At 68.7% G+C, this 22553-nt stretch carries 18 protein-coding genes; 8 read left to right on the top strand and 10 right to left on the bottom strand.

All coding sequences use genetic code 11. The features are described 5' to 3' along the window. Window positions 1-42 precede the first annotated feature (42 nt). Window positions 43-822, top strand: a complete 780-nt coding sequence (locus IB278_RS29630) for a LuxR C-terminal-related transcriptional regulator (RefSeq protein ID WP_145739844.1) — start codon at window positions 43-45, stop codon at window positions 820-822. Here the strand turns inward: IB278_RS29630 and IB278_RS29625 are convergent, their stop codons facing one another. Continuing rightward, window positions 823-1896, bottom strand: coding sequence for a fumarylacetoacetate hydrolase family protein (locus IB278_RS29625; RefSeq protein WP_192327452.1), 1074 nt, complete (start codon window positions 1894-1896; stop codon window positions 823-825). Between the two features lie 134 nt (window positions 1897-2030). Here IB278_RS29625 and IB278_RS29620 point away from each other — a divergent pair, with 134 nt between their 5' ends. Both IB278_RS29620 and IB278_RS29615 read left to right on the top strand, forming a co-directional pair. Continuing rightward, window positions 2031-3242 carry a DUF3108 domain-containing protein gene (locus IB278_RS29620; protein ID WP_145739840.1) on the top strand — a complete coding sequence of 404 codons (1212 nt, stop codon included), beginning with the start codon at window positions 2031-2033 and terminating at the stop codon, window positions 3240-3242. Window positions 3243-3329: 87 nt separating this feature from the next. After that, entirely contained in the window at window positions 3330-3641 is a 312-nt protein-coding gene (locus IB278_RS29615; RefSeq protein WP_145739838.1) for a DUF3567 domain-containing protein, read from the top strand. 67 nt (window positions 3642-3708) lie between these two features. On the opposite strand, the gene IB278_RS29610 is transcribed toward IB278_RS29615, so the two are convergent. Further along, a complete protein-coding gene (locus tag IB278_RS29610; RefSeq protein ID WP_145739836.1) occupies window positions 3709-4770 on the bottom strand; it encodes an AbrB family transcriptional regulator in 1062 nt (353 codons plus the stop codon). Between the two features lie 121 nt (window positions 4771-4891). Here IB278_RS29610 and IB278_RS29605 point away from each other — a divergent pair, with 121 nt between their 5' ends. After that, complete coding sequence (locus tag IB278_RS29605) at window positions 4892-5668, top strand: ChaN family lipoprotein (protein ID WP_225613254.1); 777 nt, start codon at window positions 4892-4894, stop codon at window positions 5666-5668. Here the strand turns inward: IB278_RS29605 and IB278_RS29600 are convergent. Continuing rightward, on the bottom strand, window positions 5652-6986 hold the full coding sequence (locus IB278_RS29600; protein WP_145739834.1) for an aminotransferase class III-fold pyridoxal phosphate-dependent enzyme: 1335 nt from the start codon (window positions 6984-6986) through the stop codon (window positions 5652-5654). The genes IB278_RS29605 and IB278_RS29600 overlap by 17 nt on opposite strands. Window positions 6987-7053: 67 nt before the next feature. Between IB278_RS29600 and purU the strand changes: the two genes are divergently transcribed. Then, complete coding sequence (gene purU, locus IB278_RS29595; protein ID WP_145739832.1) at window positions 7054-7911, top strand: formyltetrahydrofolate deformylase; 858 nt, start codon at window positions 7054-7056, stop codon at window positions 7909-7911. Between the two features lie 27 nt (window positions 7912-7938). Here the strand turns inward: purU and IB278_RS29590 are convergent, their stop codons facing one another. The 4 genes from IB278_RS29590 to IB278_RS29575 all read right to left on the bottom strand — a co-directional run bounded on the left by IB278_RS29590 (window position 7939) and on the right by IB278_RS29575 (window position 14770). Then, window positions 7939-8316 carry a YXWGXW repeat-containing protein gene (locus tag IB278_RS29590; protein WP_145739831.1) on the bottom strand — a complete coding sequence of 126 codons (378 nt, stop codon included), beginning with the start codon at window positions 8314-8316 and terminating at the stop codon, window positions 7939-7941. A 131-nt stretch (window positions 8317-8447) separates the two neighbouring features. Next, window positions 8448-9785 carry an SGNH/GDSL hydrolase family protein gene (locus IB278_RS29585; RefSeq protein ID WP_225613253.1) on the bottom strand — a complete coding sequence of 446 codons (1338 nt, stop codon included), beginning with the start codon at window positions 9783-9785 and terminating at the stop codon, window positions 8448-8450. 63 nt (window positions 9786-9848) lie between these two features. Further along, window positions 9849-13145 carry a carboxyl transferase domain-containing protein gene (locus IB278_RS29580; protein ID WP_192327446.1) on the bottom strand — a complete coding sequence of 1099 codons (3297 nt, stop codon included), beginning with the start codon at window positions 13143-13145 and terminating at the stop codon, window positions 9849-9851. An 11-nt stretch (window positions 13146-13156) separates the two neighbouring features. Beyond that, window positions 13157-14770, bottom strand: coding sequence for an AMP-binding protein (locus IB278_RS29575; RefSeq protein ID WP_192327443.1), 1614 nt, complete (start codon window positions 14768-14770; stop codon window positions 13157-13159). Window positions 14771-14856: 86 nt separating this feature from the next. Between IB278_RS29575 and IB278_RS29570 the strand changes: the two genes are divergently transcribed. The 3 genes from IB278_RS29570 to IB278_RS29560 all read left to right on the top strand — a co-directional run bounded on the left by IB278_RS29570 (window position 14857) and on the right by IB278_RS29560 (window position 20488). Beyond that, on the top strand, window positions 14857-15555 hold the full coding sequence (locus IB278_RS29570) for a TetR/AcrR family transcriptional regulator (RefSeq protein ID WP_145739826.1): 699 nt from the start codon (window positions 14857-14859) through the stop codon (window positions 15553-15555). Between the two features lie 24 nt (window positions 15556-15579). Beyond that, entirely contained in the window at window positions 15580-16836 is a 1257-nt protein-coding gene (locus IB278_RS29565) for a branched-chain amino acid ABC transporter substrate-binding protein (protein WP_192327441.1), read from the top strand. 421 nt (window positions 16837-17257) lie between these two features. After that, window positions 17258-20488, top strand: a complete 3231-nt coding sequence (locus tag IB278_RS29560; RefSeq protein ID WP_192327439.1) for a bifunctional cytochrome P450/NADPH--P450 reductase — start codon at window positions 17258-17260, stop codon at window positions 20486-20488. Window positions 20489-20500: 12 nt separating this feature from the next. Here IB278_RS29560 and IB278_RS29555 read toward each other — a convergent pair whose 3' ends face one another. From IB278_RS29555 to IB278_RS29545, 3 genes are all read right to left on the bottom strand, one after another. Further along, window positions 20501-21274 (bottom strand): esterase/lipase family protein, encoded by a 774-nt coding sequence (locus tag IB278_RS29555; protein ID WP_192327436.1) that lies wholly within the window; start codon window positions 21272-21274, stop codon window positions 20501-20503. An 85-nt stretch (window positions 21275-21359) separates the two neighbouring features. After that, window positions 21360-21995 carry a TetR/AcrR family transcriptional regulator gene (locus IB278_RS29550; protein ID WP_145739820.1) on the bottom strand — a complete coding sequence of 212 codons (636 nt, stop codon included), beginning with the start codon at window positions 21993-21995 and terminating at the stop codon, window positions 21360-21362. A 42-nt stretch (window positions 21996-22037) separates the two neighbouring features. Continuing rightward, window positions 22038-22550 carry a phasin family protein gene (locus tag IB278_RS29545; RefSeq protein ID WP_192327433.1) on the bottom strand — a complete coding sequence of 171 codons (513 nt, stop codon included), beginning with the start codon at window positions 22548-22550 and terminating at the stop codon, window positions 22038-22040. Between the last annotated feature and the right edge of the window lie 3 nt (window positions 22551-22553).

The raw sequence follows: 22553 nt of genomic DNA, 5'->3' as shown, positions 1-22553 counted from the left end.
TCATAACTTCGTACGAGGTAATTACCCTGCCCTATCTACCCCATGAGACGCTGGCGCATCCAGCCCGCCGCGGACGCCACGCTGTCCGCCGCCCTCGCCGGCGACGTGCTCGCGGGCATCGGCACGCCGCACCTGGCGGCCAGCTGCCTCGCGGCCATGCACCGTGTGATCCCCGTGACCTTCTGCACCGTGTTCGCGGTCGACGCCACCGGCCGCATCGAGGCGGTGTCGGCCGCCAGCAGCTACGGCACCACGGCCGAACGCACGGCCGAGCGCTACGTGGCGCAGCGCTTCGACCTGCTCGATCCCAACATGACCTGGCTGGCGGCGCGCAAGCTGCCCCGGCGCGCACAGCTCTGGCTGGGCCACCAGCGCGCCGACGAAGTGGCCGACCCGGCCTATCGCGCGGCCTGCTACGGCGACGTGGGCATCCGCGAGCGCGCGTCGGTGCTGCGCCTGACGCCCGCCGGCCAGCGCGTGGCCGTGAGCTTCTACCGGAGCCTTGCGCAGCCCGAATTCGGCGCCGCCGACTTCGCAGCCATCGAGCGCCATGCCACGCTGCTGGCCGACGCCACCCTGGCCCACGGCCGCAGCGCCATGGCCGCCCGGGAGGCGGTGGCGCCCACCCTCGCCTCGCGCCTTCTGACCTTGAGCCTGCGCGAGCGCGAAGTCATCGGCCACCTGATGGCCGGCCGCACGGCCAAGGAAACGGCACGTGAAGTCGGCATCGAACTGACGACGGTGCGCACCCACCAGTACCGGGCGTTCCGGCGGCTGGGGATACGCAGCCAGAAGGAGCTGCTGCGCGCCGCGCCCCGCTAGTCAGTCTCCAGCGCCGTTGTCGTCGTCCTGCGTATCGATCAGCGGCACCGGCGCCACCTTCGGCCGCCCCGCCGCCGACACGATCTCCTGGTCGATCGCGCCGAACAGCGAGCGGCCGTCCAGGCCCTTCATCTCGATGCGGATGGTGTCGCCGAACTTCATGAAGTCAGTGACGGGCTCGCCGCCCTGGATGGTTTCGATGCAGCGCTTTTCGGCAATGCACGAATAGCCCTTGGGCCAGTCCATCTGGCCGTTCCTTTCCACACCCTTGTTGCTCACGGTGCCGCTGCCGACGATGCTGCCGGCGCGCACGTTGCGCGTCTTGGCGATGTGGGCGATGAGCTGGCCGAAGTGGAAGGTCATCTCGGGCCCGGCGTCGCACATGCCGACCTTGCGGCCGTTCCAGCTGCTTTGCAGCGTGAGGTGCACGCGGCCGTGCTGCCAGGCTTCGCCAAGCTCGTCGAGCGTCACGGCCACGGGGCTGAAGGCGGTGGCCGGCTTGCTCTGGAAGAAGCCGAAGCCCTTGGCCAGCTCGGCCGGGATCAGGTTGCGCAGGCTCACGTCATTGGCCAGCATCACCAGGCGGATGCCGTCGAGCGCCTGGTCGGGCGTGGCGCCCATCCTCACGTCGCCGGTGACCACCGCGATCTCGGCCTCGAAGTCGATGCCCATGGCTTCGCTGGGCACGACCACGTCATCGGTGGGGCCGAGGAAGTCGTCGCTGCCGCCCTGGTACATGAGGGGGTCGGTATAGAAGCTCTCGGGCACTTCGGCATTGCGCGCCTTGCGCACCAGCTCGACGTGGTTCAGGTAGGCCGAGCCGTCGGCCCACTGGTAGGCGCGCGGCAGCGGCGCCATGCACTGGGCGGGGTCGAACGGGAAGGAATGGCGCGCGCGGCCGGTGTTGACCGCGTCGTACAGGTCCTGCAGCTGCGGGCTCATGAAGCCCCAGTCGTCCAGCACCTGCTGCAGCCGGCTGGCGATGCCGGTGGCGTAGTGGGCGAGCGTGAGGTCGCGCGAGACGACGACGAGCTGGCCGTCGCGCGAGCCGTCCTTCAGGGTGGCGAGTTTCATGATGGCAAATGCGTGATGAAGGACACGGCGCGAACACGAGAGCCGGCGCCGCGCCCACTAAACTGGTTGAACGGGCGGCAGTGTACCGAGGTGCTCCCGGTGAACCTCGGCGCCGGCGCTCACTCCACCACCTCATGCCGACGCTCGTCGCCTCCCCGTTGCCTTCCTCCGCCGCCCCGCCCGCGCGCCCGTCGTGGCGCGCGCTGGCCGGGCTGACGCTGGCGGTGGCGCTGGCCCACGTGCTGCTGCTGGACCTCGCGCCCACTGCGATCGGGCCCGATCCCTCGCCGCTCGCGAACAAGTTCATCACCCGGACCATCGTGATCGCACCGCCGGCCGCGGAACAGCCGGCTGCGCCCGCCGCCGCGCCGCCCGCTGCCGCGGCCAAGCCGCCGCCGCCTGCAAAGCCGCGGCGGCCGCGCGAGCCATCCAGGCCCAGGCCCGCTGCGGCCCCGGAGCCGGCGCCGCAACCCCAGGTTTCGGAACCCGCCCCGGCGCCCACGCCTGACCTGACAGCGCAGACCGCTATCGACTCAGGAGCAGCCGCTCCCGAGCCGGCGGTGAGCGCCCCCGCAGGCGCCGCCCTGGGCGGGGCGGGCAGCACGGCCAACACCGGCGTCGGAAACGGCGCGCCGGGCGAGGCTGCGGGCGCCGCCAGCGCCGCGGCGGGCAATGTCGTCGGGCCCGAGGCGCTGCGCATCCCGGGTTCGGTCAAGCTTGCCTTCGCGGTCACGGGCCAGCAGGGCGCCTCGCCGATGCAGGGGGTTTTCGGCGACCTGGTCTGGCTGCAGGATGGCAGCAGCTACGACGCCCGGCTCTCGCTCAAATTCCTGTTCCGCACCATCCGCAGCCAGCACAGCACCGGCCGGATCGGCCCCACCGGCATCGAGCCGGCGCGCTTTTCCGAAAGCCGCAAGGGCGAGCTCGCCTCGCACTTCCTGCGCGACCAGGGGCAGATCATGTTCAGCAACAACGCGCCCAGCGTTCCCCTGCTGCCCGGCGCGCAGGACCGGCTCAGCGTGGTGATGCAGCTCGGCGGCATGCTGGCGGGCGACCCGGGCCGCTACCCGGCCGGCAGCCGCATTTCCATCCAGACGGCAGGGCCGCGCGACGCGGGCGTCTGGGTGTTCAACATCGAAGGCGAGGAGCAGATGAGCGTGCCGGCTGGCGACTACGCGGTGCGCAAGCTCACGCGCAGCCCGCGGCGCGAATTCGACGACAAGATCGAAATCTGGCTCGCGCCCGCGCTGGGGTACCTACCGGTACGGATGAAACAGACACAGCCCAACGGCGACTTCGCCGACATGCAGTTGCGTGAATCCCTTCCCGCGGGGCCGTCCAGCTGATAGTACAAAACAAGTAAAGAAACACCGTTGTGACCGCAATGCGACAACCCTTCTTGAAACTGGCGCGTTGATTGCTATCTAACCCCCATGAATGCCATCGACATCCTCACAGGCCCCGCAATGAACATGCTCTATGACTCGGAGTCCTTCGTCGTCGTGCACGTGCAGCCGAACGAAGGCGACACCCCGGACCAGCCCAATGTCCCGGTGCTGGAACGCCACGGCTTCGAGATCGTCGACAAGCGCTCGGGCAAGGAGGTCTACCTCGACGGTTCCTGGGCCGAGCTGTTCCAGCAGCAGATTGCCGCCTGGCAGCTCAACACGCCCACGCAGGAAGAGGTCGAGGACACGCTCGAGGGCTATGCCGAGCTGGCCCATACGCCGGTGCTGGTGCACTGAACCACCGTCGGCCGATCAAAAAGCGCCCGAGTGGCGCTTTTTTTTGCGTCTTTTCAGCGCCCGCCACTCATTTCCGTTGGTAAATCCATCGGTACATCGGCCCCACGAGCAGCAGCACCGCCACCAGCCGGCACACCTGGAACGCCGTCACCACCGGCACGCCCAGCTGCAGCACCTTGGCGGTGATCGACATCTCGGCAATGCCGCCCGGCGAGGTGCCCAGGATCATGGTAGCGGGATGCAGCCCCGTCGCCCGGGCCAGCAGCCAGGCGGCACCCGCGCACAGCACCAGCATGCCGACGGTGCCCAGCGCCACCGATCCGAGCCAGCGCGGCGCCGTGTGCAGGAATTCGCGGCTGAAGCGCACGCCCAGGCTCACCGCAATCACGAGCTGCGCGGTGTTCGACATCCAGCCGGGCACGGCCGACAGCGGCTGGCCCGCGATGGTGAAACCCATGGCCACCAGCAGCGGCCCCATGAACCACGGGTTGGTGCGGCCCAGCGCCCGCATCGCAAGCCCGCCGACACCGGTGGCCAGCGCGAGCAGCAGGAGCCCGCCCGCATTCACTTCGCGCACCGTGGACGGATTGACTTCCAGCCCGTGCAGCCCGCTCCACTGCATCGCAAACGGAATGGCGATGGTCACCACCACCAGCCGCAGGCTGTGCGCCGCGGCCACCAGGTCGGTGCGCGCGCCGGCCGATTCGGCCAGCAGCGTCATTTCGGAGGCGCCGCCGATGGCGCCAGAGAAGTAAGTCGTGGCTCTCATGGATCTGGCCGGCACATGCGGCATCCGCCAGGCATGCACGCCGTGCAGCCAGCGCCCGAATCCCCAGCCGAGCAGCAGGGCCCAGGCAATGGCCAGCGCAATCGCCCACCAGACGCCGGCCACCAGCGCCACCACCTGCGGCGTGAAATAAAGGCCCAGCACCGTGCCGATGGTCCATTGCCCGGCATTGCGCAGCGGCGTGAGGCTGGCCGTGGGCGCGCCGGCAATCGATGCCAGCGAGACCGCCAGCAGCGGGCCGATCATCCACGGCAGGGGTGTGTGCAGGGCGAGGCAGATTTCGGCCGCGGCGAGCGCAAGCAACAGCGTGGCCAGCACGCGAACCAGAAAGCGGAGAGACACGGGCAGGAAGAAGCGGAATTGGATGGCGCTGCGGGCGAGCGCCAGCGCATAGTATGGCGCGATGCGATGCCAACCCTTTCCCGCACGGGCTTCCCGCTTCCTGCTGCCCCTGTTCGCTGCCATGGCCCTGGCGGGTTGCACCGCGTTGCTCGACGGCCCCGATGCACCGGTGGCGCGCCGCGCGGCAGCGCTGCTGCCGGTGGACGCGCTGATCCTGGGCGAGCAGCACGACGCTCCCGAGCACCACGCGATCGAGCGCGAAACCGTCGAGGCACTGGCCGGCCGGGGCCAGCTGGCCGCGCTGCTGCTCGAAATGGCCGAGGAAGGCCACAGCACCCTCCGCCTCGACGCCGCGGCCACCGATGCGCAGGTGCGCGACGCACTGGCCTGGAACGACAAAGCCTGGCCCTGGCAAAGCTACGGCCCGGTGGTGATGGCCGCCGTGCGCGCCGGCGTGCCCGTCATCGGCGCCAACCTGCCGCGTTCGCGCATGAAGAACGCCATGGCCGACGTCTCGCTCGACGTGCAGCTCAACGGCGAGGCCTACGCCGCGCAGCAGGACGCCGTGCGGGAAGGCCACTGCAAGCTGCTGCCCGAGCCCCAGATCGTGCCGATGGCGCGCATCCAGGTGGGGCGCGACCGCGCCATGGCGCAGGCCATCGTCAAGGCTCGCCAGCCGGGCAAGACGGTGCTGCTGGTCAGCGGCGCGGGCCACGCCACCAAGGTGCTGGGCGTGCCGCAGCACCTGCCGACCGATGTGTCGGTCAAGTCCGTGCGGCTGCAGGCCGGCGAATCGCCGGACGAGGATCAGGACAAGGAAGCCTACGACGCCGTCTGGCGCACGGCCCCATTGCCGCCGAAGGACTACTGCGCAGGAATCGTCAAGCGAACTTCCTGATCGAATCCGCCAGCGTGTTGACCAGCGTGTCGATGTGCTGCTTCTCCACGATATAGGGCGGCGCGATCACCAGCACGTCGCCCGCGGGCCGCACCAGCGCGCCCTTGTGGAAGCAGTCCAGGAAGATGTCGTAGGCGCGCTTGCCCGGCGCGCCTACGATGGGCGCGAGCTCCACCGCGGCGGCCAGGCCGAGGCTGCGGATGCTGACCACGTTCGGCAGGCCCTTGAAGGTACTGTGGAAGGCATCGCCGAGCACCTTGCCCATTTCGCCGGCGCGCGCGAACAGGTTCTCCTGCTTGAACAGGTCGAGCGTGGCGATCGCGGCGGCGCAGGCCACCGGATGGCCCGAGTAGGTGTAGCCGTGGAAGAACTCGACCACGTGCTCGGGCGCGTCGGTCTTCATCATCGCGTCGTAGAGCTTGTCGCGGCAGATCACGCCGCCCAGCGGGATCACGCCGTTGGTCACGCACTTGGCGAAGTTCAGCATGTCGGGCACCACGCCGAAGTAGTCGGACGCGAAGTTGGTGCCCATGCGGCCGAAGCCGGTGATGACCTCGTCGAAGATCAGGAGGATGCCGTGCTTGTCGCAGATCTCGCGCAGACGCTTCAGGTAGCCCTTGGGCGGCAGGTACCAGCCGGCCGAACCGGCCACCGGCTCGACGATGATCGCGGCGATGTTGCTCGGGTCGTGCAGCGGCAGGATGCGCGTTTCGAGCTCGACCAGCGGGTCTTCGGCCCACACCGGCTCCTCGTTGTGGATGTAGGCATGGTTCACCGGATCGTGGATGAAGCGCATGTGGTCCACGCGCGGCAGGAAGGCCGAGCCGAACACCTTGCGGTTGCCCGGGATGCCGCCCACCGACATGCCGCCAAAGCCCACGCCGTGGTAGCCCTTCTCGCGGCCGATGAACACGTTGCGGTGGCCCTCGCCGCGCGCGCGGTGGTAGGCCAGCGCCACCTTCATCGAGGTGTCGGCCGCCTCGGAACCCGAATTGCAGAACAGCACCTTGTTGAGGTCACCGGGCGCCAGCGAGGCGATCATCTCGGCCGCCTTGAAGGCCTTGTCGTTGCTGACCTGGAAGGCGGTGGCGTAGTCGAGCGTGTCGAGCTGCTTCTTGATTGCCTCGTTGATCGGCTTTCGGTTGTGGCCCGCGCCCACGCACCACAGCGACGAGATGCCGTCGATCACCTTCTTGCCGTCGTGCGTGGTGAATTCCATGCCGTCGGCGGCCACGAAGACGCGAGGGTCTTTCTGGAAGTGGCGGTTGGGGGTGAAGGGCAGCCACTGGTTGCCCATGTTGAGGTCCTGATAAGCCATCGGTTGCTCCTGCTTAACGCGCACCAAAAAACGGCATTCTGGCACCCCTGCGACAATCGTGCCCCTCATGACGACCACTACGCCCGCTTACATCCTGACCCTCTCCTGCCCCGACCGGACGGGCATCGTGCATGCCGTCTCGGGCTTCCTGCTCGAACGCGGCGGCAACATCGAGGAAGCCGCCCAGTACAACGACCACGACACGGGCCTGTTCTTCATGCGCGTGCGCTTCGCCTGCAGCGACCACCCCGAGGCAGCGCTGCGCGAACAGCTCGCCACCTTCGGCGCCGGCTTCGGCATGAGCCTGCAGCTCCATGCCGCAGCCGAGCCGATGAAGACCGTGATCCTGGTCAGCAAGGAAGGCCACTGCCTCAACGACCTGCTGTTCCGCTGGAAGAGCGGGCTGCTGGCCATCGACGTACGCGCCATCATCTCGAACCACCGCGACTTCTACCAGCTGGCCGCCAGCTACAACGTGCCCTTCCATCACATTCCCGTGACGGCCGCCACCAAGGCGCAGGGCGAAGCCCGGCAGCTGGAGATCATCGAGTCCGAAGGCGCCGAGCTCGTGGTGCTCGCGCGCTACATGCAGATCCTCAGCAACGGCCTGTGCCAGAGCCTGGCCGGCCGGGCCATCAACATCCATCACTCGTTCCTGCCGAGCTTCAAGGGTGCCAAGCCCTACTACCAGGCGCACGACCGGGGCGTGAAGCTCATCGGCGCGACCGCCCACTACGTGACAGCCGATCTGGACGAAGGCCCGATCATCGAGCAGGACGTGGCGCGCGCCGACCACACCGACACGGTCGAGGACCTCACGGCCCGCGGCCGCGACACCGAAAGCCAGGTGCTCGCGCGCGCCGTGAAATGGCACAGCGAGCACCGCGTGCTGCTGAACGGGCACCGCACGGTCGTGTTCCGGTAGGCGGAGCCCATTCAGGAATACCGCGGGTCAGTTGCGGTTCGGATTGTCCGGACGGCGGTCGTAGCGGTTCGGCACGCCGTCGCGATCGCGGTCCCACTCGCCGCGGCGGTATTCCCAGCGGCCATCGCGTTCGCGCCATTCGGGCGGACGGTAGGCATAGCCCGGACGGGCGCGCACATACATGCCCCGGACCCACACGTGGCGTCCACCACGCCATTCATAGTGCCCCGGAGCCCACACGTAGCCACGGCGCGGCGGCGGCGCACGCTCGAAGCGAGGCGGCGGTGGCGGCACCTCGACGAACACACCGGGCTGCGCCTGGGCGGCTGTCGGCACCATCAGTGCGCCTCCCACCGAGAGCAGCGAAGCGGCCGCGATGGAAAGGGTGATTGCGAGTTTTTTCATGGGTGTCCCTCATGAGTGGTTGGAGCCTTCATGCTGACGAGGCCGTGTGAAGCGCCTGTAAGCACTCGACGGGACATTGTGTAAAGGTGTGTCGCCTAAAGCAGTGCCTTTGTTGGCACTTACTCCCGCAGCTACTCCTGCAGTTCGCGAAGGTCGACGGCCGCGGCCATGGCGGCATGGCCCGCCTTGTTGGGATGCAGGTGGTCGCCGTTGTCATAGAGCGGGTTCAACATCGTCGGATTGGCGGGGTCGCGCAGCACGGCGTCGAAATCGATCACGCCGTCCACGTCCTGGCGGCTGCGGACCCAGCGGTTGACCTCGCCGCGCATGGCCTCGGTCGCCTCCGTCCAGTAGGGCGTGTTCCCGAACGGCGGCACGGTGCCGATCAGCACCTTCACGCCCTTGGCGCGGGCTTGCTTGACCAATTGCTGCAGGCCGTCGGTGATGCGCTCTGCCGTCGCGACCTCGTGCTCCGGCGTCGGCCGCCCCGGCAGGACGAACACGCTGCGGCCGATGTCGTTGGTGCCCAGCAGGATCATCACGTGCGTCGCGCCGCTCTGTCCGAGCGCATCGCGCGCAAAACGCGACAAGCCGTTGGGGCCGATGCCATCGACCAGCAAGCGGTTGCCACCGATGCCCATGTTGAGCACCGAGACCGCCTGCGCCGCCGAAGGGCTGTTGCGCAGGCGCGTGGCGAGCAGTTCGGGGTATGAGCCGTCGCCCGCCTCGCCGCCGCCCGCAGTGATCGAGTCGCCAAAGGCCACCACCGTTCGCACGGGCTGCGTGGTCATCACGTCGAAGCCCGTCACGATGTGGTTCAGCGGCAAGGGCGCGGCGTCGTGCAGCCTGGGTGTTGCAACGGCATTGCCGCGAGCCACCCAGCTCGCGTCGGGCGAGCGCAGGTGGACGGTCGCGAAGGGCACGGCGCGATCGAAGAAGGCACTCACCGCCACCGCCTGCCCGGCCTCGACCTTCAGGTCGGCACCATCGCTCCAGACTTCGGCACCCGGCGCGACGACCGTGCTTGCGCGCCCGCCGAAGCGCAGCTTGCGCAGTGTGGCCGGCGAGACCGCGCCGCCACCGGTGCCCTGCCCCACGCTGGCCTCGGCGATGCGCAGGGGCGTCTTGCCGAAACGGTTCGAAAAGCGGATGCGAACGCGCTCGCCGCGCAGCGCAGACTCGAACTGCTGCCGCAGCGTCTGTCCGTGGAACGCATCGCCGCCGGGCCGGGGTGCCGCAGCCGTGAGGAGCGGATTCGCACTGAGTTCGCGGAAGTCCACCGGCGCGGCCGCCCAGCCGGCCACCCAGTGTGCCTCGACCGGCTGCTTCGGCTGCGGCTGCCCACCCGCACCTGGCTGGACGGCCTGCACCGCCACTGCAACGGCGAACAGCAGGCAACCGACCGCGGCCATCCAATGCCGCAGCGCACCTTCGCGAAGAACAGAAAGCCGATGCGAACCCAGTTTCATGCGCAAAGCGACTCAGTTTACGGAGCCCCCTTGCCATTGCATGTGACGAGGTTTAGTGCATGGTTACCAAGTGTCCACGTAGGGCGAGGCCGCCTGCATGGAACGCCCCGCGGAAGCGAGTCCGCGCACCAGCCAGGTGCGGGTTTCGGAGGGATCGATCACCGCATCGATCTCGAGCGTCTGTGCCATGTGGATCGCTTCGCCATTGGCGTACTGCTGCGCCACGAGCTTCCTGAACAATGCGTCGCGCTCCGTGCCTTCGAGCACCGCAGCCAGTTCCTTGCGGTAGCCCAGGCGCACCGCGCCCTCGAGCCCCATCGCGCCGAACTCGCCGGTCGGCCAGGCCACCGTGAACACCGGCGCATCGAAGCCGCCGGCCGTCATGGCCTGCGCGCCCAGGCCATAGCCCTTGCGCAGCACCACGGCAAAAAAGGGCACGCGCAGGTGCGAGGCCACCATGAACATGCGGCACACATGGCGCACCTGCGCCTGCGCCTCGATCTCGGGGCCGACCATGAAGCCGGGCGTGTCGCACAGCGAGACGATCGGCAGCCCGTGCGCATTGCAAAGCTGCATGAAGCGGGCGGACTTGTCGGCCGCCTCCACGTCGATGGCGCCGCCCAGGTGATGCGGGTTGTTGGCCATCAGCCCCACCGGCTTGCCCTCGATGCGTGCCAGCGCGGTGACGATGCCCGCGCCGAAGCCGGCGCGCAGTTCGAGCAGCGATCCGGTGTCGGCCACGCCGCGCATTGCGGCGCGCACGTCGTACACGCGCAGCCGGTTCTCGGGCACCACATGGCGCAGCGCGCGCGAGTCGGCGCACTGCCAGTCGCTCACCGGCCCCTGGAAATACGAGAGGTATTGCTTCGCTGCAGCCACTGCCGCCGCTTCGTCTTCCACGAGGATGTCGATCACGCCGTTGCGCGACTGCACGCTGCTCGGCCCGATCTGCTCGGGCGCGAAGCTGCCGAGTCCGCCGCCCTCGATCATGGCCGGGCCGCTCATGCCGATGTTGCTGCCCCTGGTGGCGATGATCACGTCGGCGCAGCCCAGCAGCGCGGCATTGCCCGCGAAGCAGCGGCCATGCACGATGCCCACCACCGGCACCTTGCCCGAGAGCGCCGCGAACTGGCTGAAGGTGTGGTTGTTGAGGCCCGCGACGATCGGCATGTCGGTATCGCCCGGCCGCCCGCCGCCGCCTTCGGCGAACAGCACCACCGGCAGCTTCAGCTGGTGCGCGATCGCCAGCATGCGGTCGGTCTTGTGGTGGTTGCGCATGCCCTGCGTGCCGGCCAGCACCGTGTAGTCGTAGGCCAGCACGGCGCAGCGCGAGGCCTCGGGGCCGAACTGCTTCGCGTTGATGCTGCCCAGGCCCGTCACCATGCCGTCGGCCGGCGTGTTGGCGATCAGGTCTTCGAGCGTGCGGCGGCGCGTTTGCGCGGCGATGGCGAGTGCGCCGTATTCGATGAAGCTGCCGGGGTCGGAGGCGGTGTCGCACAGGTCGGCGATGTTCTCGCGCACGGTGCGCCCGCCCTGCGCATGCCGCCTGGCCACGGCCGCGCCGCGGTTGGCATCGAGCGTGAAGGCATGGCGGTCGACCACCTTCTGCAGGTCGGGGCGGATCGCATCGAGGTCTTGCGCGGTGCGCGCCTCGGCTTCCACCGCCTGCGCATCGACCGCTTCCAGCCGCAGCAGCGACTGGCCTTCGACGAGGTAGTCGCCCGGCTCGGCCAGCAGCGCAACCACGCGGCCCGCGACCGGCGCGTGCAGCAGGTGCTCCATCTTCATGGCTTCGAGCACACCGAGCTGCGCGCCGGCAGGCAGCACATCGCCCACCGCCACTTCGAACTGCACCAGCTTTGCGGGCATCGGCGCCTTGATCGCCAGCTCGTCCGCATCGGCGTTCTCGATTGCCGCCGCCTGCGCATCGGCCGGGGCGATCTTCTTTGCATGTTTTTCCAGCGATGCCGCGGCGGCCAGCAGGTCGCCCAGGTGCGCTTCGACAAAACGCGTGTGCACCGCCTGGCTTGCGAACTCGGGCCGCGCCGCAATGGCGCGCAGCAACGCAAGGTTGGTCGCGATGCCGTCGATGTGGCATTCGTCCAGCGCGCGCAGCGAGCGGCGCAACGCATCGGCAAAACGCGGCGATGGCGAATGCACGATCAGCTTGGCAAGCAGCGTGTCGTAGTGCGGCGACGGTGCGAGGCCTGCATAGCCGTGCGTGTCGACGCGCACGCCGGGCCCGCTCGGCAGATCGAAGCGCGCGAGCGTGCCGCCCGAGGGCCGCGCGTTGCCATGGGCGTCGAGCGTCTCGGCATTGATGCGCCATTGCAGCGCGAATCCGCGCTGCGCCGCCGTGCCGTCGGCTTCCACGCCAAGTGCCTTCAGGGATTGCCCGGCTGCCACCGCCATCTGCAGCTGCACGAGATCCAGGCCGGTCACGGCCTCGGTCACGGTGTGCTCGACCTGCAGCCGCGGGTTCGCCTCGATGAAGACGAAGGGAAGCGTGGCCGATCCGGCATCGACGAGGAATTCGAAGGTGCCCAGGCTGCGATAGCCCGCGGCCCTGGCCATGCGCAGCGCGGCCTGCGTGATGGCGGCCCGCAGCGCATCGGGCAGCGAGGGGCTGGGCGCGATCTCCACCAGCTTCTGGAAGCGCCGCTGCAGGGTGCATTCGCGCTCGCCGAGGCTGGCCACGGCCTGGCCGTCGCCGAGCACCTGCACTTCGATGTGCCGCGCGTGGTGCATCAGCCGCTCGACGTACACGCCCTCGACGCCGAAGGCGGCCTTGGCCTCGGACATGCAGCGCGCATGCGCTTCGGGCAACTCGTCTGCATTCATGACAGCGCGCATGCCGCGCCCGCCACCGCCGCCAATGGCCTTGATCATCACGCCCGCGGCACCCTGCGCCTGCTGCTCGGCAAAGAAGGCCTGCGCCTGCGCGAGCGTCACGGCGCCGGCGCTGCCGGGCATCACGGGAACGTCGCACTGCGTGGCGAGTGCGCGCGCGCGCGCCTTGTCGCCGAACAGCGCCAGCTGCTCGGGCGCGGGCCCGATGAAGACCAGCCCCGCATCCGCGCAGGCCTGCGCGAAGTCCGCGCGTTCGCTCAGGAAGCCGTAGCCGGGATGCACCGCGTCGCAGCCTTGCGCCTTCGCCACGCCGATCAGTGCGGCAACGTCGAGGTAGGCCGATGGCCCGGCCGCATCGAGCGCGACGGCCGCGTCGGCCAGCTGCACATGCAATGCGGACGCATCGTCGCGCGCATGCACCGCCACGCTGGCAATGCCCAGGTCGCGCAGCGCGCGCACCAGGCGCACCGCGATCTCGCCGCGGTTGGCAATCAGGACTTTGGAGAACAAGGGAGAACCTTTCAGGCTTTGTCTTTCAGCAGGCGCCGCAGCACCTTGCCGGCGCCGGTGGTCGGCAAGGCATCGATGAAGCTCACGGCGCGCGGCGCCTTGTAGCTGGCCATGTTGTCGCGCGCCCAGGCCATGAGCGCGTCGGCCTCGAGCGCCGCGCCGGGCTTGCGCACGATGAAGGCCTTGACCACCTCGCCCTTCTCGGCATCGGGCTGCGCGATGACCGCGGCCTGGGCCACCGCGGGATGCTTGATGAGGATGGTCTCGACCTCTTCGGGGAACACGCTGTAGCCCGAGACCTTGATCATCTCCTTGAAGCGGCCGATGAAGGTGAGATAGCCGTCCGCGTCGAGCCTGCCCATGTCGCCGGTGTGCACCCAGCCGCTGCGCAGCGTGGCCGCCGTGGCCTCGGGCTTGTTCCAATAGCCCTTGAAGGAGCCGGGGCTGGCCAGCACGATCTCGCCGACTTCGCCCGTGGGCACGTCGGCCTGCGTGTCGGTGTCGACGATGCGGATGGTCACGCCCGGCACTGCGACGCCCTGCGTGCCCCAGCGCGGCGCATGGTGCGGCGTGTAGGTGTCGCAGGTGTGGGTTTCGCTGAGCCCGTACGCGGCTTCGAACGACGTGCAGTTGGGCGCATGTGTGCGCCACTGCGCGGCCAGCGGCTCGGTGAAAGTGATGCCGAAGCTCGTGACCGGATTGCGCCGCAGGCTCGAAAGGTCGAAGCTCGCGATGTCGGGCACCTGCATGCAGGCCACGTTCATCGGCGCGATGCTGTACCACCAGCTCACCCTGTAGTGCGCGATGGCCTGCAGCACCGCGCGCGGATCGAAGCGATGCAGCAGCACCGACGCCGCGCCGCTGAGCACCGGCACGTTCACGCCCATCAGCATGCCGGCGATGTGATAGAGCGGCGCGATGGAGAGCAGCACGTCGTCGCCGGCCACGCCGTTGCAATCGGCGGCCGCGCGTGTCTTGAAGAGCGCATTGCCGTAGCTCAGCATCGCGCCCTTGGGCAGCCCGGTGGTGCCGGAGGTGTAGGTCATGAGCGCCACGTCGTCGAGGTCGATGGCCACGGGCTGCGGCGCGGCGTCGGCCTGCATCACGGCCAGGAAGTCCTCGCATCCCTCGGGCACGCTGCGCGGGACGTTGCGCTCGGCGAGCAGTTCGGCGGGCAGGTCGAGCGTGGGCTGTTCGGGCAGCAGGTCGGCGTAGTGCACCACGAACACGTGCGCGAGTGCGCTCTGCGACTGCACCTTGCGCACCACCGGCAGCAGCGGCGCGGCGGCGACGATCACGCGCGCGTGGAGATCGTTGACCTGGTAGGCCAGCTCGTGCTCCTTGTTGAGCGGGCCGCTGGGGCAGACGATGGCACCGATCTTCTGGATGCCGAAATGCGCGACCAGGTACTGCGGGCAGTTGTTGAGGAACAGCACCACCGGTTCGCCCTTCTTCACGCCGATGGCCTGCAGCCGCGCCGCGAAGGCATCGCTCGCGCGGTCGAGCTGCGCCCAACTCATGGCATGGCCGTACCAGATGCAGGCCGGGCGCTCTCCGCGCTCGCGCGCATGGGCACGCAGGTACTCGTGCAGGGGCTGTTGCGGACGGTCGGGCAATGTCTCCATGGCGTCACTTTCTCAGGGTTATCGATAGCCGGCTGCAGGAGCCAGGCGCTTGCCAATGGGTGCATGGTGCACCAACAATCCTACCCATGGGTATAACTTCCGCGACACGGCACAAACCCTCTGGCAAGGCCGCAACCTCGGCCACCACCACGGCACAGCCGCACCTTCCGCAGGGCACCGGGCGCCAGCGCGCGGCCACGCAGGGCACCGACCTGCAGCGCGAGCGCATCCTGCAGGCGGCGGCACAGCTCTTTGCGGCGCAGGGCTATGCCAACACCACCATGGCGCAGATCGTGCGTGCACTGGGCGTGACCAAGCCCTTCGTGTACTACTACTTCCGCGACAAGCAGGAGATCTTCGAAACGCTGTCGTGGCGTCCCGCGGTCGACTGCTTCACCGCACTCGACTTTGCGGCCGGCGATCCGCGCCGCGCGAGCGAGAAGGTGCTCGAAGGCATCGAGCGGCTGATCCGCGCCACCATTGCACACCATCCCTGCGCCTTCTTTCCGTACCGCGAGCCGCAGGTGTACCGGCCCGAATACATCGCGGCGCAGAAGAAGCTCGCGCACCACTTCTACGACCTGCTGTGCCCGCTGCTCGAAGAAGCGCGCCGCGACGGCGACCTGGACTTCGCCGAGACCAAGATCACCGCATTGGCGGCCTGCAGCCTGCCCGGTTTCCTCTACAGCTGGTACCGGCCGAACGGGCGCCTCTCGCCCGACGAGGTGGCGGCCGAGCTCACGAAGCTCGCGAGCCGGGTGATCGGCCTGCGCACCCAGCACTGACCACACAACCTCGAGAGACAAACCATGAAGTCCAAGCACGCGCCACTGGCGCCGATCGCCCTCGCCTGCCTGCTGGCTGTTGCCGGCGTCACCCAGGCCCAGCAACCCGCCTACAAGATCGCCTACATCGACCCGCTCTCGGGGCCGTTCGCGAACGTGGGCGAGCTGATGCTGACGCACACGCAGTACGCCATCGAGGAGATCAACGCCAAGGGCGGCGTGCTCGGCGGCATGAAGCTGCAGCTGCTGCAGTTCGACAGCAAGCTCTCGGCGCAGGAAAGCCAGAGCGCGCTGCAGGCGGCCATCGACCAAGGCGCCAAGGCCATCGTCACGGGTGGATCGGGCTCCTCGGTAGTGACCGCGCTCGTTCAATCGGTGGCGCGCTGGAACCAGCGCAACCCGGGCAAGGAGCTGCTCGTGCTGAACCATTCCTCGATCGACCCCGAGATGACGGGCAAGGGCTGCAGCTTCTGGCACTTCCAGACCGAGGCCAACACGGCGATGAAGATGAAGGCGCTGGCCAACTACATCAAGAAGACGCCCGACGTGAAGAAGGTCTACCTGCTGAACCAGGACTATGCCCACGGCAAGCAGTGGGCGAGCTACGGCAGGCAGCTGGTGGGGCTGGCGCGGCCCGACGTGCAGTTCGTCGGCGAAACGCTGCATCCGATCGGCCGGGTGAAGGACTTCTCGCCCTACATCGCGAACATCAAGCAAAGCGGTGCCGACTCGGTCATCACCGGCAACTGGGGCCAGGACATGACGCTGCTGCTCAAGGCCGCGGGCGATGCCGGCTACAACCTGCGCTACTTCAACCACAGCGCGGGCTCGGTGCCGGGCACGGTGCTGGCGGTGTCGCAGGCCAAGCTCGGCCAGCTGACCTGGGTCGCCGAGTGGCATCCGGGGCAGGCCGACACGCCGCGCGCCGACGCGCTGGCCAAGGCCTACAAAGCCAAGACGGGCAAGGATTTCCTGGCGCCCCGCATCGACCTCACGCCGCGCCTGCTGGCTGCCGCGATCAACAAGGCCGGATCCACCGATACCGTGAAGGTGGCCCATGCGCTGGAAGACATGAGCTACGACTCCGTGGTGGGCCCTGTCCGCATGCGCGCCGAGGACCATCAGCTGCTGCTGCCACAGGTGGTCAACACCATCATGCCGGTGGACGGCAAGGCGGTGAAGACCGGCTGGGAAGGCACCAACTACGGCTTCCGGACGGACGCTGTCTACACGGGCAACGAGCTGGCACAGGGCTCCGAATGCAAGATGGTTCGGCCCTGAGGGCTTTTGCTTGCTGTTGCGGCTGAAGTCCTTCGGGGCGCGTGCACAGATCACCGGGTACTCCCCTCCGCGAATGTCCCCCGGCCTTCGGCCTCCTCCTTGATTTCGCTGCGGGGAGCACCCGATGCTCTGTGCACCAGGGCACGCTCTGGGTGCACCGCTGATCAACCAGTGCTCTGATCCCGCTCCCGCCGATGGGGTGCCTTGCGCAGCGAAATAAAGGAGGAGCGCGAAGCGCGGGGGACATTCGCTTCGCCGCGTACCCCGTCGGCGGGAGCGCGCCCTGAACGGCGGCTCCCCGGACGAGGCGCTGAACCAGCCTAAGGGAAACCCCGTCCTGCCCCCCACCGGTGCCCTCGGGATACTCCGGGTCACACGCCGGAATCTCCGAAGCGGGTCCACTCCAAAGGCACAGCACCCCATGGCAGGCAAAAACTCGCTCCATCCGATCCCGCATCCCGCGAAGAAGCCGTTCGTCGGCAACCTGCTGTCGATCGGGTCCGACTCCCCCGTGCTCGACATGTGGAAGATCGCGCAGGACCTCGGCGGCATCTACTGGCTCGACATGCCGGGCATGCCGGTGATCGTGGTGTCATCGCCCGCGCTGGTCGACGAGCTCTGCGAAGAGGCGCGCTTCGACAAGAGCACGCGCGGCGCGCTGCGCCGGCTGCGCGCCGCATCGCACGGGCTCTTCACCTCCGATACGCACGAGGAAACCTGGTCGAAGCCGCACAACATCCTGCTGGCCAACTTCAGCCAGCGCGCCATGCAGGCCTACCACCCGATGATGCTGGACATCGCGGGCCAGCTGGTCACCAAGTGGGAGCGCCTGAACTTCGACGAGGAGGTGGACGTGGTGCGCGACATGACGGCGCTCACGCTCGACACCATCGGCCTGTGCGGCTTCGGCTACCGCTTCAATTCCTTCTACCGCGAGGGCTTCCATCCCTTCGTCGATGCGATGGTGCGCACGCTCGAAACGGTGCAGAACCGCCGCGGCCTGCCGCTGGAAGAGTTCATGCTGAAGAAGGAGCTCGCGCAGCAGCGCAAGGACATCCGCTTCATGCACAAGATGGTGGAAGACATCATCGAGGAGCGCCGCGCGAGCGGGGCCGACATCGCCACCAAGCCCGACCTGCTGAGTTACATGATCGCGGGCGTCGACAAGAAGAGCGGCGAGAAGCTCACCGACAAGATGATCCGCGACGAGTGCATCGAATTTCTCATCGCGGGGCACGAGACCACCAGCGGCCTGCTCTCGTTCGCGATCTACTTCCTGCTGAAGAACCCCGAGGCGCTGGCCAAGGCGCAGGCCGAGGTCGACAGCGTGTTCGGCGGCGACACCACGCAAAAGCCCACCTACGCCCAGGTCAACCGCCTGCAGTACGTGATGCAGGTGCTCAAGGAGTCGCTGCGCCTGTACCCGACCGCGCCCGCGATCTCGATGCGCGCCAAGGAAGACACCAAGATCGGCGGCCAGTACACGATCAAGAAGAACAACATGGTCATCATGCATGCGCTGGCGCTGCATCGCGACAAGGGCATCTGGGGCGAGGACGCCGACCAGTTCAACCCCGACCACTTCAGCCGCGAGGCCGAGCGCGAGCGGCCGGTGAATGCCTTCAAGCCCTTCGGCAACGGGCAGCGCGCCTGCATCGGCCGCCAGTTCGCATTGCAGGAAGCGGTGCTCACGCTGGGCATGATCCTGCAGCGCTTCAACCTGGTCGACCACACGGGCTACAAGCTCAGGATCAAGGAAGCGCTCACGATCAAGCCCGAGAACTTCAGGATCAAGGCGCTGCTGCGCGACCCGGCCTCACGGCCGCGCGGCAACGGGGAAGCATCGGCAGTAGCAGCCACGCCGGCCGCCTCGGCGAGACCCGCCACGCGCAAGCCGCAGGCGGCGCGCCACGGCACCTCGCTGCTGGTGCTGCAGGGCTCCAACCTCGGCACGGCCGAAGACCTGGCGCGCCAGCTGGCCGAGGCCGGCGAGCTGCGCGGCTTCTCCACGCAGATGGCTTCGCTCGACGACTACGCCGAGCGGCTGCCCGCCAACGGCGCCGTCGCCATCGTCTGCGCCTCGTACAACGGCATGGCGCCCGACAACGCCGCCGAGTTCCACCGTTGGCTCGACAAGGCCGACGATTCGCTCAACGGCGTGCGCTTCAGCGTCTTCGGCTGCGGCAACACCGACTGGGCCGCCACCTACCAGGCGGTGCCGCGGCGCATCGACGAGCGGCTCGGCGCGCTCGGCGCCACGCGCGTGCATCCGCGCGGCGAGGGCGATGCGCGCGAGGACATGGACGGCGCCTTCCAGGACTGGAGCGACGCGCTCTGGCCCGAACTGGTGAAGGCCTTCGGCATCCAGTCCGGCGCCGACACGCCCGCCGAGGCCGAGCCGCTCTACACGCTCGAGGAACTGCCGCCGCCGCAGAAGAACGCGCTCGTCGATGCACTGGGCGCGGTGGCGCTGCGTGTGATCGAGAACCGCGAGCTGCAGAAGAACCCCGGCAGCGCCGGCGAAGCGGGCCGCTCCACCCGCCACGTCGAGCTGATGCTGCCCGAAGGCGTGGACTACCGCGCCGGCGACCACCTGAGCGTGGTGCCGCGCAACAGCCCGGCGCAGGTGGAACGCGCCATGGCGCACTTCGGCTTCGACCGCGCCGCGCACGTGCGGCTGCATGCCGAGCCGGGCCGCAAGACGGCCCTGCCGGTCGACCAGGTGATCGCGGTCGACCGCCTGCTCGGCGACTATGTCGAACTGCAGGACGTGGCCACGCGCAAGCAGATCGCCACGCTCGCGGCCTACACCGAGTGCCCGGTCACCCAACCAAAGCTCGCCGCGCTCTCGGGCAGCGACGAAGTCTCGCAGGCGGCCTACAAGGCCGAGGTGCTGCACAAGCGAAAGTCGCTGCTCGACCTGCTCGAGGCACACCGCGCCTGCCAGCTGCCGTTCGCGGTGTTCCTCGAGATGCTGTCGCCGCTCTCGCCGCGCTACTACTCGATCTCGTCGTCGCCGGCGATGACGCCGGGGCGCTGCAGCGTCACCGTGGGCGTGGTGAGCGCGCCGGCGCTCTCGGGCAACGGCACCTTCGAGGGCGTTTGCTCCAACTACCTGGCGCGCGCCGAAGCGGGCGATACGGTGCATGGCGTGATCCGCGAGACCACGGCCGAGGGCTTCCGCCTGCCCGAGGATGCGCAGCGCCCGCTCGTCATGATTGGACCCGGCACCGGCCTCGCGCCGTTCCGCGGCTTTTTGCAGGAGCGCGCGGCGCAGGCCGAGCGCGGCCAGGCGCTGGGCGATGCGATGCTGTTCTTCGGCTGTCGCCATCCCGAGCAGGATTTCATCTATGCCGAAGAGCTCGAGGCCTGGTCGCACCGCGGCCTGATGAAGCTGCACACGGCGTTCTCGCGCGCGGGCGAACGCAAGGTCTATGTGCAGGACCTGATCCGCGAGCAAGGCGCGGCCGTGTGGAAGCTGCTCGAAGCCGGCGCGGTGATCTATGTGTGCGGCGACGGGTCGCGCATGGAGCCCGACGTGCGGCGCACGCTGGCTGACCTGGCGCGCGAGCATGGCCATGACGGCGCGGCGTGGATGGACCGGATGATTGCCGACCAGCGCTACGTGCTCGACGTCTGGGCGGGGGCCTGACCCCGCCAGAACTCAGGCCTTGCGGCTCGGATCGGGATAGACCAGCGGCCCGAGCAGCCCGCGGTTGAACGGCTTCCACCCGCCCTGCGGCTGCGCAAGCCGGTCGGCCACCGCATAGAGCACCGCCGGATGCGCGCCCAGCCCCAGGTGGCTCGCGACCACCTCGATGTTTTCTGCCTGCGGACCCGGCTTCTCGAGGCTGCAGCGCCAGGCGACCACGCCATCGGTGCGGCTGAAGATCGAGGTCGTGGGCACCGGCGGCGTGGGCTGCACGAACTTCATGCGGCGCGGGTCGTGCGAGCTCTGGCCGCTCACGCCCTCGTACACGCGCCATGCGTTGGTGGCGCGCGGGCTGCCGGAGAACGGACTGCCCAGGGTGATGACGTTGCGCACCAGTTCCGGCTGCGCCGACGCCAGCAGCCGCGCATAGACGCCGCCCAGGCTCCAGCCGATCAGGCTGACCTTCTGCCCGCTCTTTTCGGCGAGCGACTTCAGCAGCGCGAGCATGCCGTCCTCCACGCCTTCGCGCGGCCCGAAGTTGCGGCCCAGGCCCCAGCCGTGCGCGTCGTAGCCGCGGCTGCACAGGTAGCGGCGCAGCACCAGCGTCGAGCCGTCGCCCGCCGCGAGGCCGGGCAGCACGAGCACCGGATGCCCGTCGCCGCGCGGCGTGAGCTGCAGCAGCGGCCACATCGCGATGCCGGCGCCCGTTTCCCAGAGTGCGCGCGCTTCGGCCAGCAGCAGCAGGCCCGACGGCGGCGCGATGGGGTCCCGGGTGGCAGTGGTCATGAGGGCGGCTTCCTTTCTGTTCTTTGTTCCATAGGACGAGCATGGCGAACCGAAGTTTCACCGCCCCGTCGGACAACAGCGATCTTTATCCGAGGTATTTGCCCCGCAGGTAATCGAGGTAAGCCCTCGATTCGCTCGAAACATACGGCGAAATCAAGGTCAGCGTGTAGAAGGCCGCCAAGCCCGGGTCGGCCTGCGCGAGCGCGTCGCGCCCCGGCACCAGGCGTTCGAACGAGAGCCAGCAGGTGGTGGTGAAGACCATCTGCAAGGCGAGGATGCGCGCCTGCTCGGCGCTGGTCTCGATCACGCCCGAGGCCACCAGCCCTTCGCAGAGCGCCTGGGCCGCGAGCAGGTTCTGCGCGGTGAGCGCCTGCGCGCGCTGGCCGAGCGCGGGGTATTCGCCGGCCAGAAAGGCCATGTCGCGATAGATGAAGCGGTACTGGTCGATGGCCTCGAAGCGAAGGTGCAGCGCGAGCCAGAGGTCGTCGATGGCGCTGATCGAACCCGCGGAGCCATCGAGCACTTCGAGCCGCTGCTCGAAGCGCCGGAACAGCCACTCGACGATCAGCTGCTTGGCCTTGAAGTGGTAGTGCAGGTTGCCCGGGCTGATGCCGAGCTCGGCCGCGATCTTGTGCGTGGACACGGCCGCCAGGCCTTGCGCATTGAACAGCGCGAGGCTGGCCTGCAGGATGCGGTCGCGCGTGGTGTTGGAACTGGCCACAACCGGCTGGTGCTGCTGCGTGCTTCGCTGGGCTGCTGGCGCTCAGCGCTTGCCGCTGCCGCGCGGGCCGGCGTTCTTGGGCTCGAGTTGCGCGAGGCGCTCGCGCAGCCGGATCACTTCTTCGCGCAGCGCCTGCACTTCTTCCGCGCTGGGCATGCCCAGGCGCTGCAGCGCGGTGGCCACACGCTGGTCGAACACGTCCTCGAACTTGCGCAGGCCGAAGCTGTCGAGGCTCGGGAAGCCGCGGGGAACCGCGGCCTTGGCACCCGCCGGATCGAACCTGGCCTGGCCGATGCCCAGCAGTCCTTCGATCACGTTGGCCTGGCGCTTGGCGACATCGTCGCGCACGTTGCCGAGCACCTTGAGGCCGGCGCGCAGCAGGCCTTCGGCGCCACCGGCCTGCTTGCCCGGCACTGCGTCCGGTGCGGCGGCCGCCGTTTTCTTCTTCGGTGCCGCGGCCTTCTTCCCGGCTGCGGGCACCTTCCTGGCAGGCTTCGCAGGCGCCGCCGCCCTCTTCTTCCTGGAATCGTCCGTCGGATCGGGGCGGGTCGCCATGCG

The sequence above is a fragment of the Variovorax sp. VRV01 genome, assembly GCF_014852545.1.
In the GTDB taxonomy this organism is placed as follows: Bacteria; Pseudomonadota; Gammaproteobacteria; order Burkholderiales; family Burkholderiaceae_C; genus Variovorax; species Variovorax beijingensis_A.
Note: the sequence above shows the minus strand (reverse complement) of the source record. Positions and strands in the feature narration are given on the sequence as shown.

Bases quoted from the DNA above. Each gene is read 5' to 3' on its own strand.
- IB278_RS29625 (WP_192327452.1), bottom strand. From the start codon at position 1,896: ATGAAACTCGCCACCCTGAAGGACGGCTCGCGCGACGGCCAGCTCGTC.
- IB278_RS29630 (WP_145739844.1), top strand. From the start codon at position 43: ATGAGACGCTGGCGCATCCAGCCCGCCGCGGACGCCACGCTGTCCGCC.
- IB278_RS29565 (WP_192327441.1), top strand. From the start codon at position 15,580: ATGAAGTCCAAGCACGCGCCACTGGCGCCGATCGCCCTCGCCTGCCTG.
- IB278_RS29560 (WP_192327439.1), top strand. From the start codon at position 17,258: ATGGCAGGCAAAAACTCGCTCCATCCGATCCCGCATCCCGCGAAGAAG.
- IB278_RS29615 (WP_145739838.1), top strand. From the start codon at position 3,330: ATGAATGCCATCGACATCCTCACAGGCCCCGCAATGAACATGCTCTAT.
- IB278_RS29555 (WP_192327436.1), bottom strand. From the start codon at position 21,274: ATGACCACTGCCACCCGGGACCCCATCGCGCCGCCGTCGGGCCTGCTG.
- IB278_RS29590 (WP_145739831.1), bottom strand. From the start codon at position 8,316: ATGAAAAAACTCGCAATCACCCTTTCCATCGCGGCCGCTTCGCTGCTC.
- IB278_RS29545 (WP_192327433.1), bottom strand. From the start codon at position 22,550: ATGGCGACCCGCCCCGATCCGACGGACGATTCCAGGAAGAAGAGGGCG.
- IB278_RS29570 (WP_145739826.1), top strand. From the start codon at position 14,857: ATGGGTATAACTTCCGCGACACGGCACAAACCCTCTGGCAAGGCCGCA.
- IB278_RS29585 (WP_225613253.1), bottom strand. From the start codon at position 9,785: ATGAAACTGGGTTCGCATCGGCTTTCTGTTCTTCGCGAAGGTGCGCTG.
- IB278_RS29600 (WP_145739834.1), bottom strand. From the start codon at position 6,986: ATGGCTTATCAGGACCTCAACATGGGCAACCAGTGGCTGCCCTTCACC.
- IB278_RS29620 (WP_145739840.1), top strand. From the start codon at position 2,031: ATGCCGACGCTCGTCGCCTCCCCGTTGCCTTCCTCCGCCGCCCCGCCC.
- purU (WP_145739832.1), top strand. From the start codon at position 7,054: ATGACGACCACTACGCCCGCTTACATCCTGACCCTCTCCTGCCCCGAC.
- IB278_RS29605 (WP_225613254.1), top strand. From the start codon at position 4,892: ATGGCCCTGGCGGGTTGCACCGCGTTGCTCGACGGCCCCGATGCACCG.
- IB278_RS29575 (WP_192327443.1), bottom strand. From the start codon at position 14,770: ATGGAGACATTGCCCGACCGTCCGCAACAGCCCCTGCACGAGTACCTG.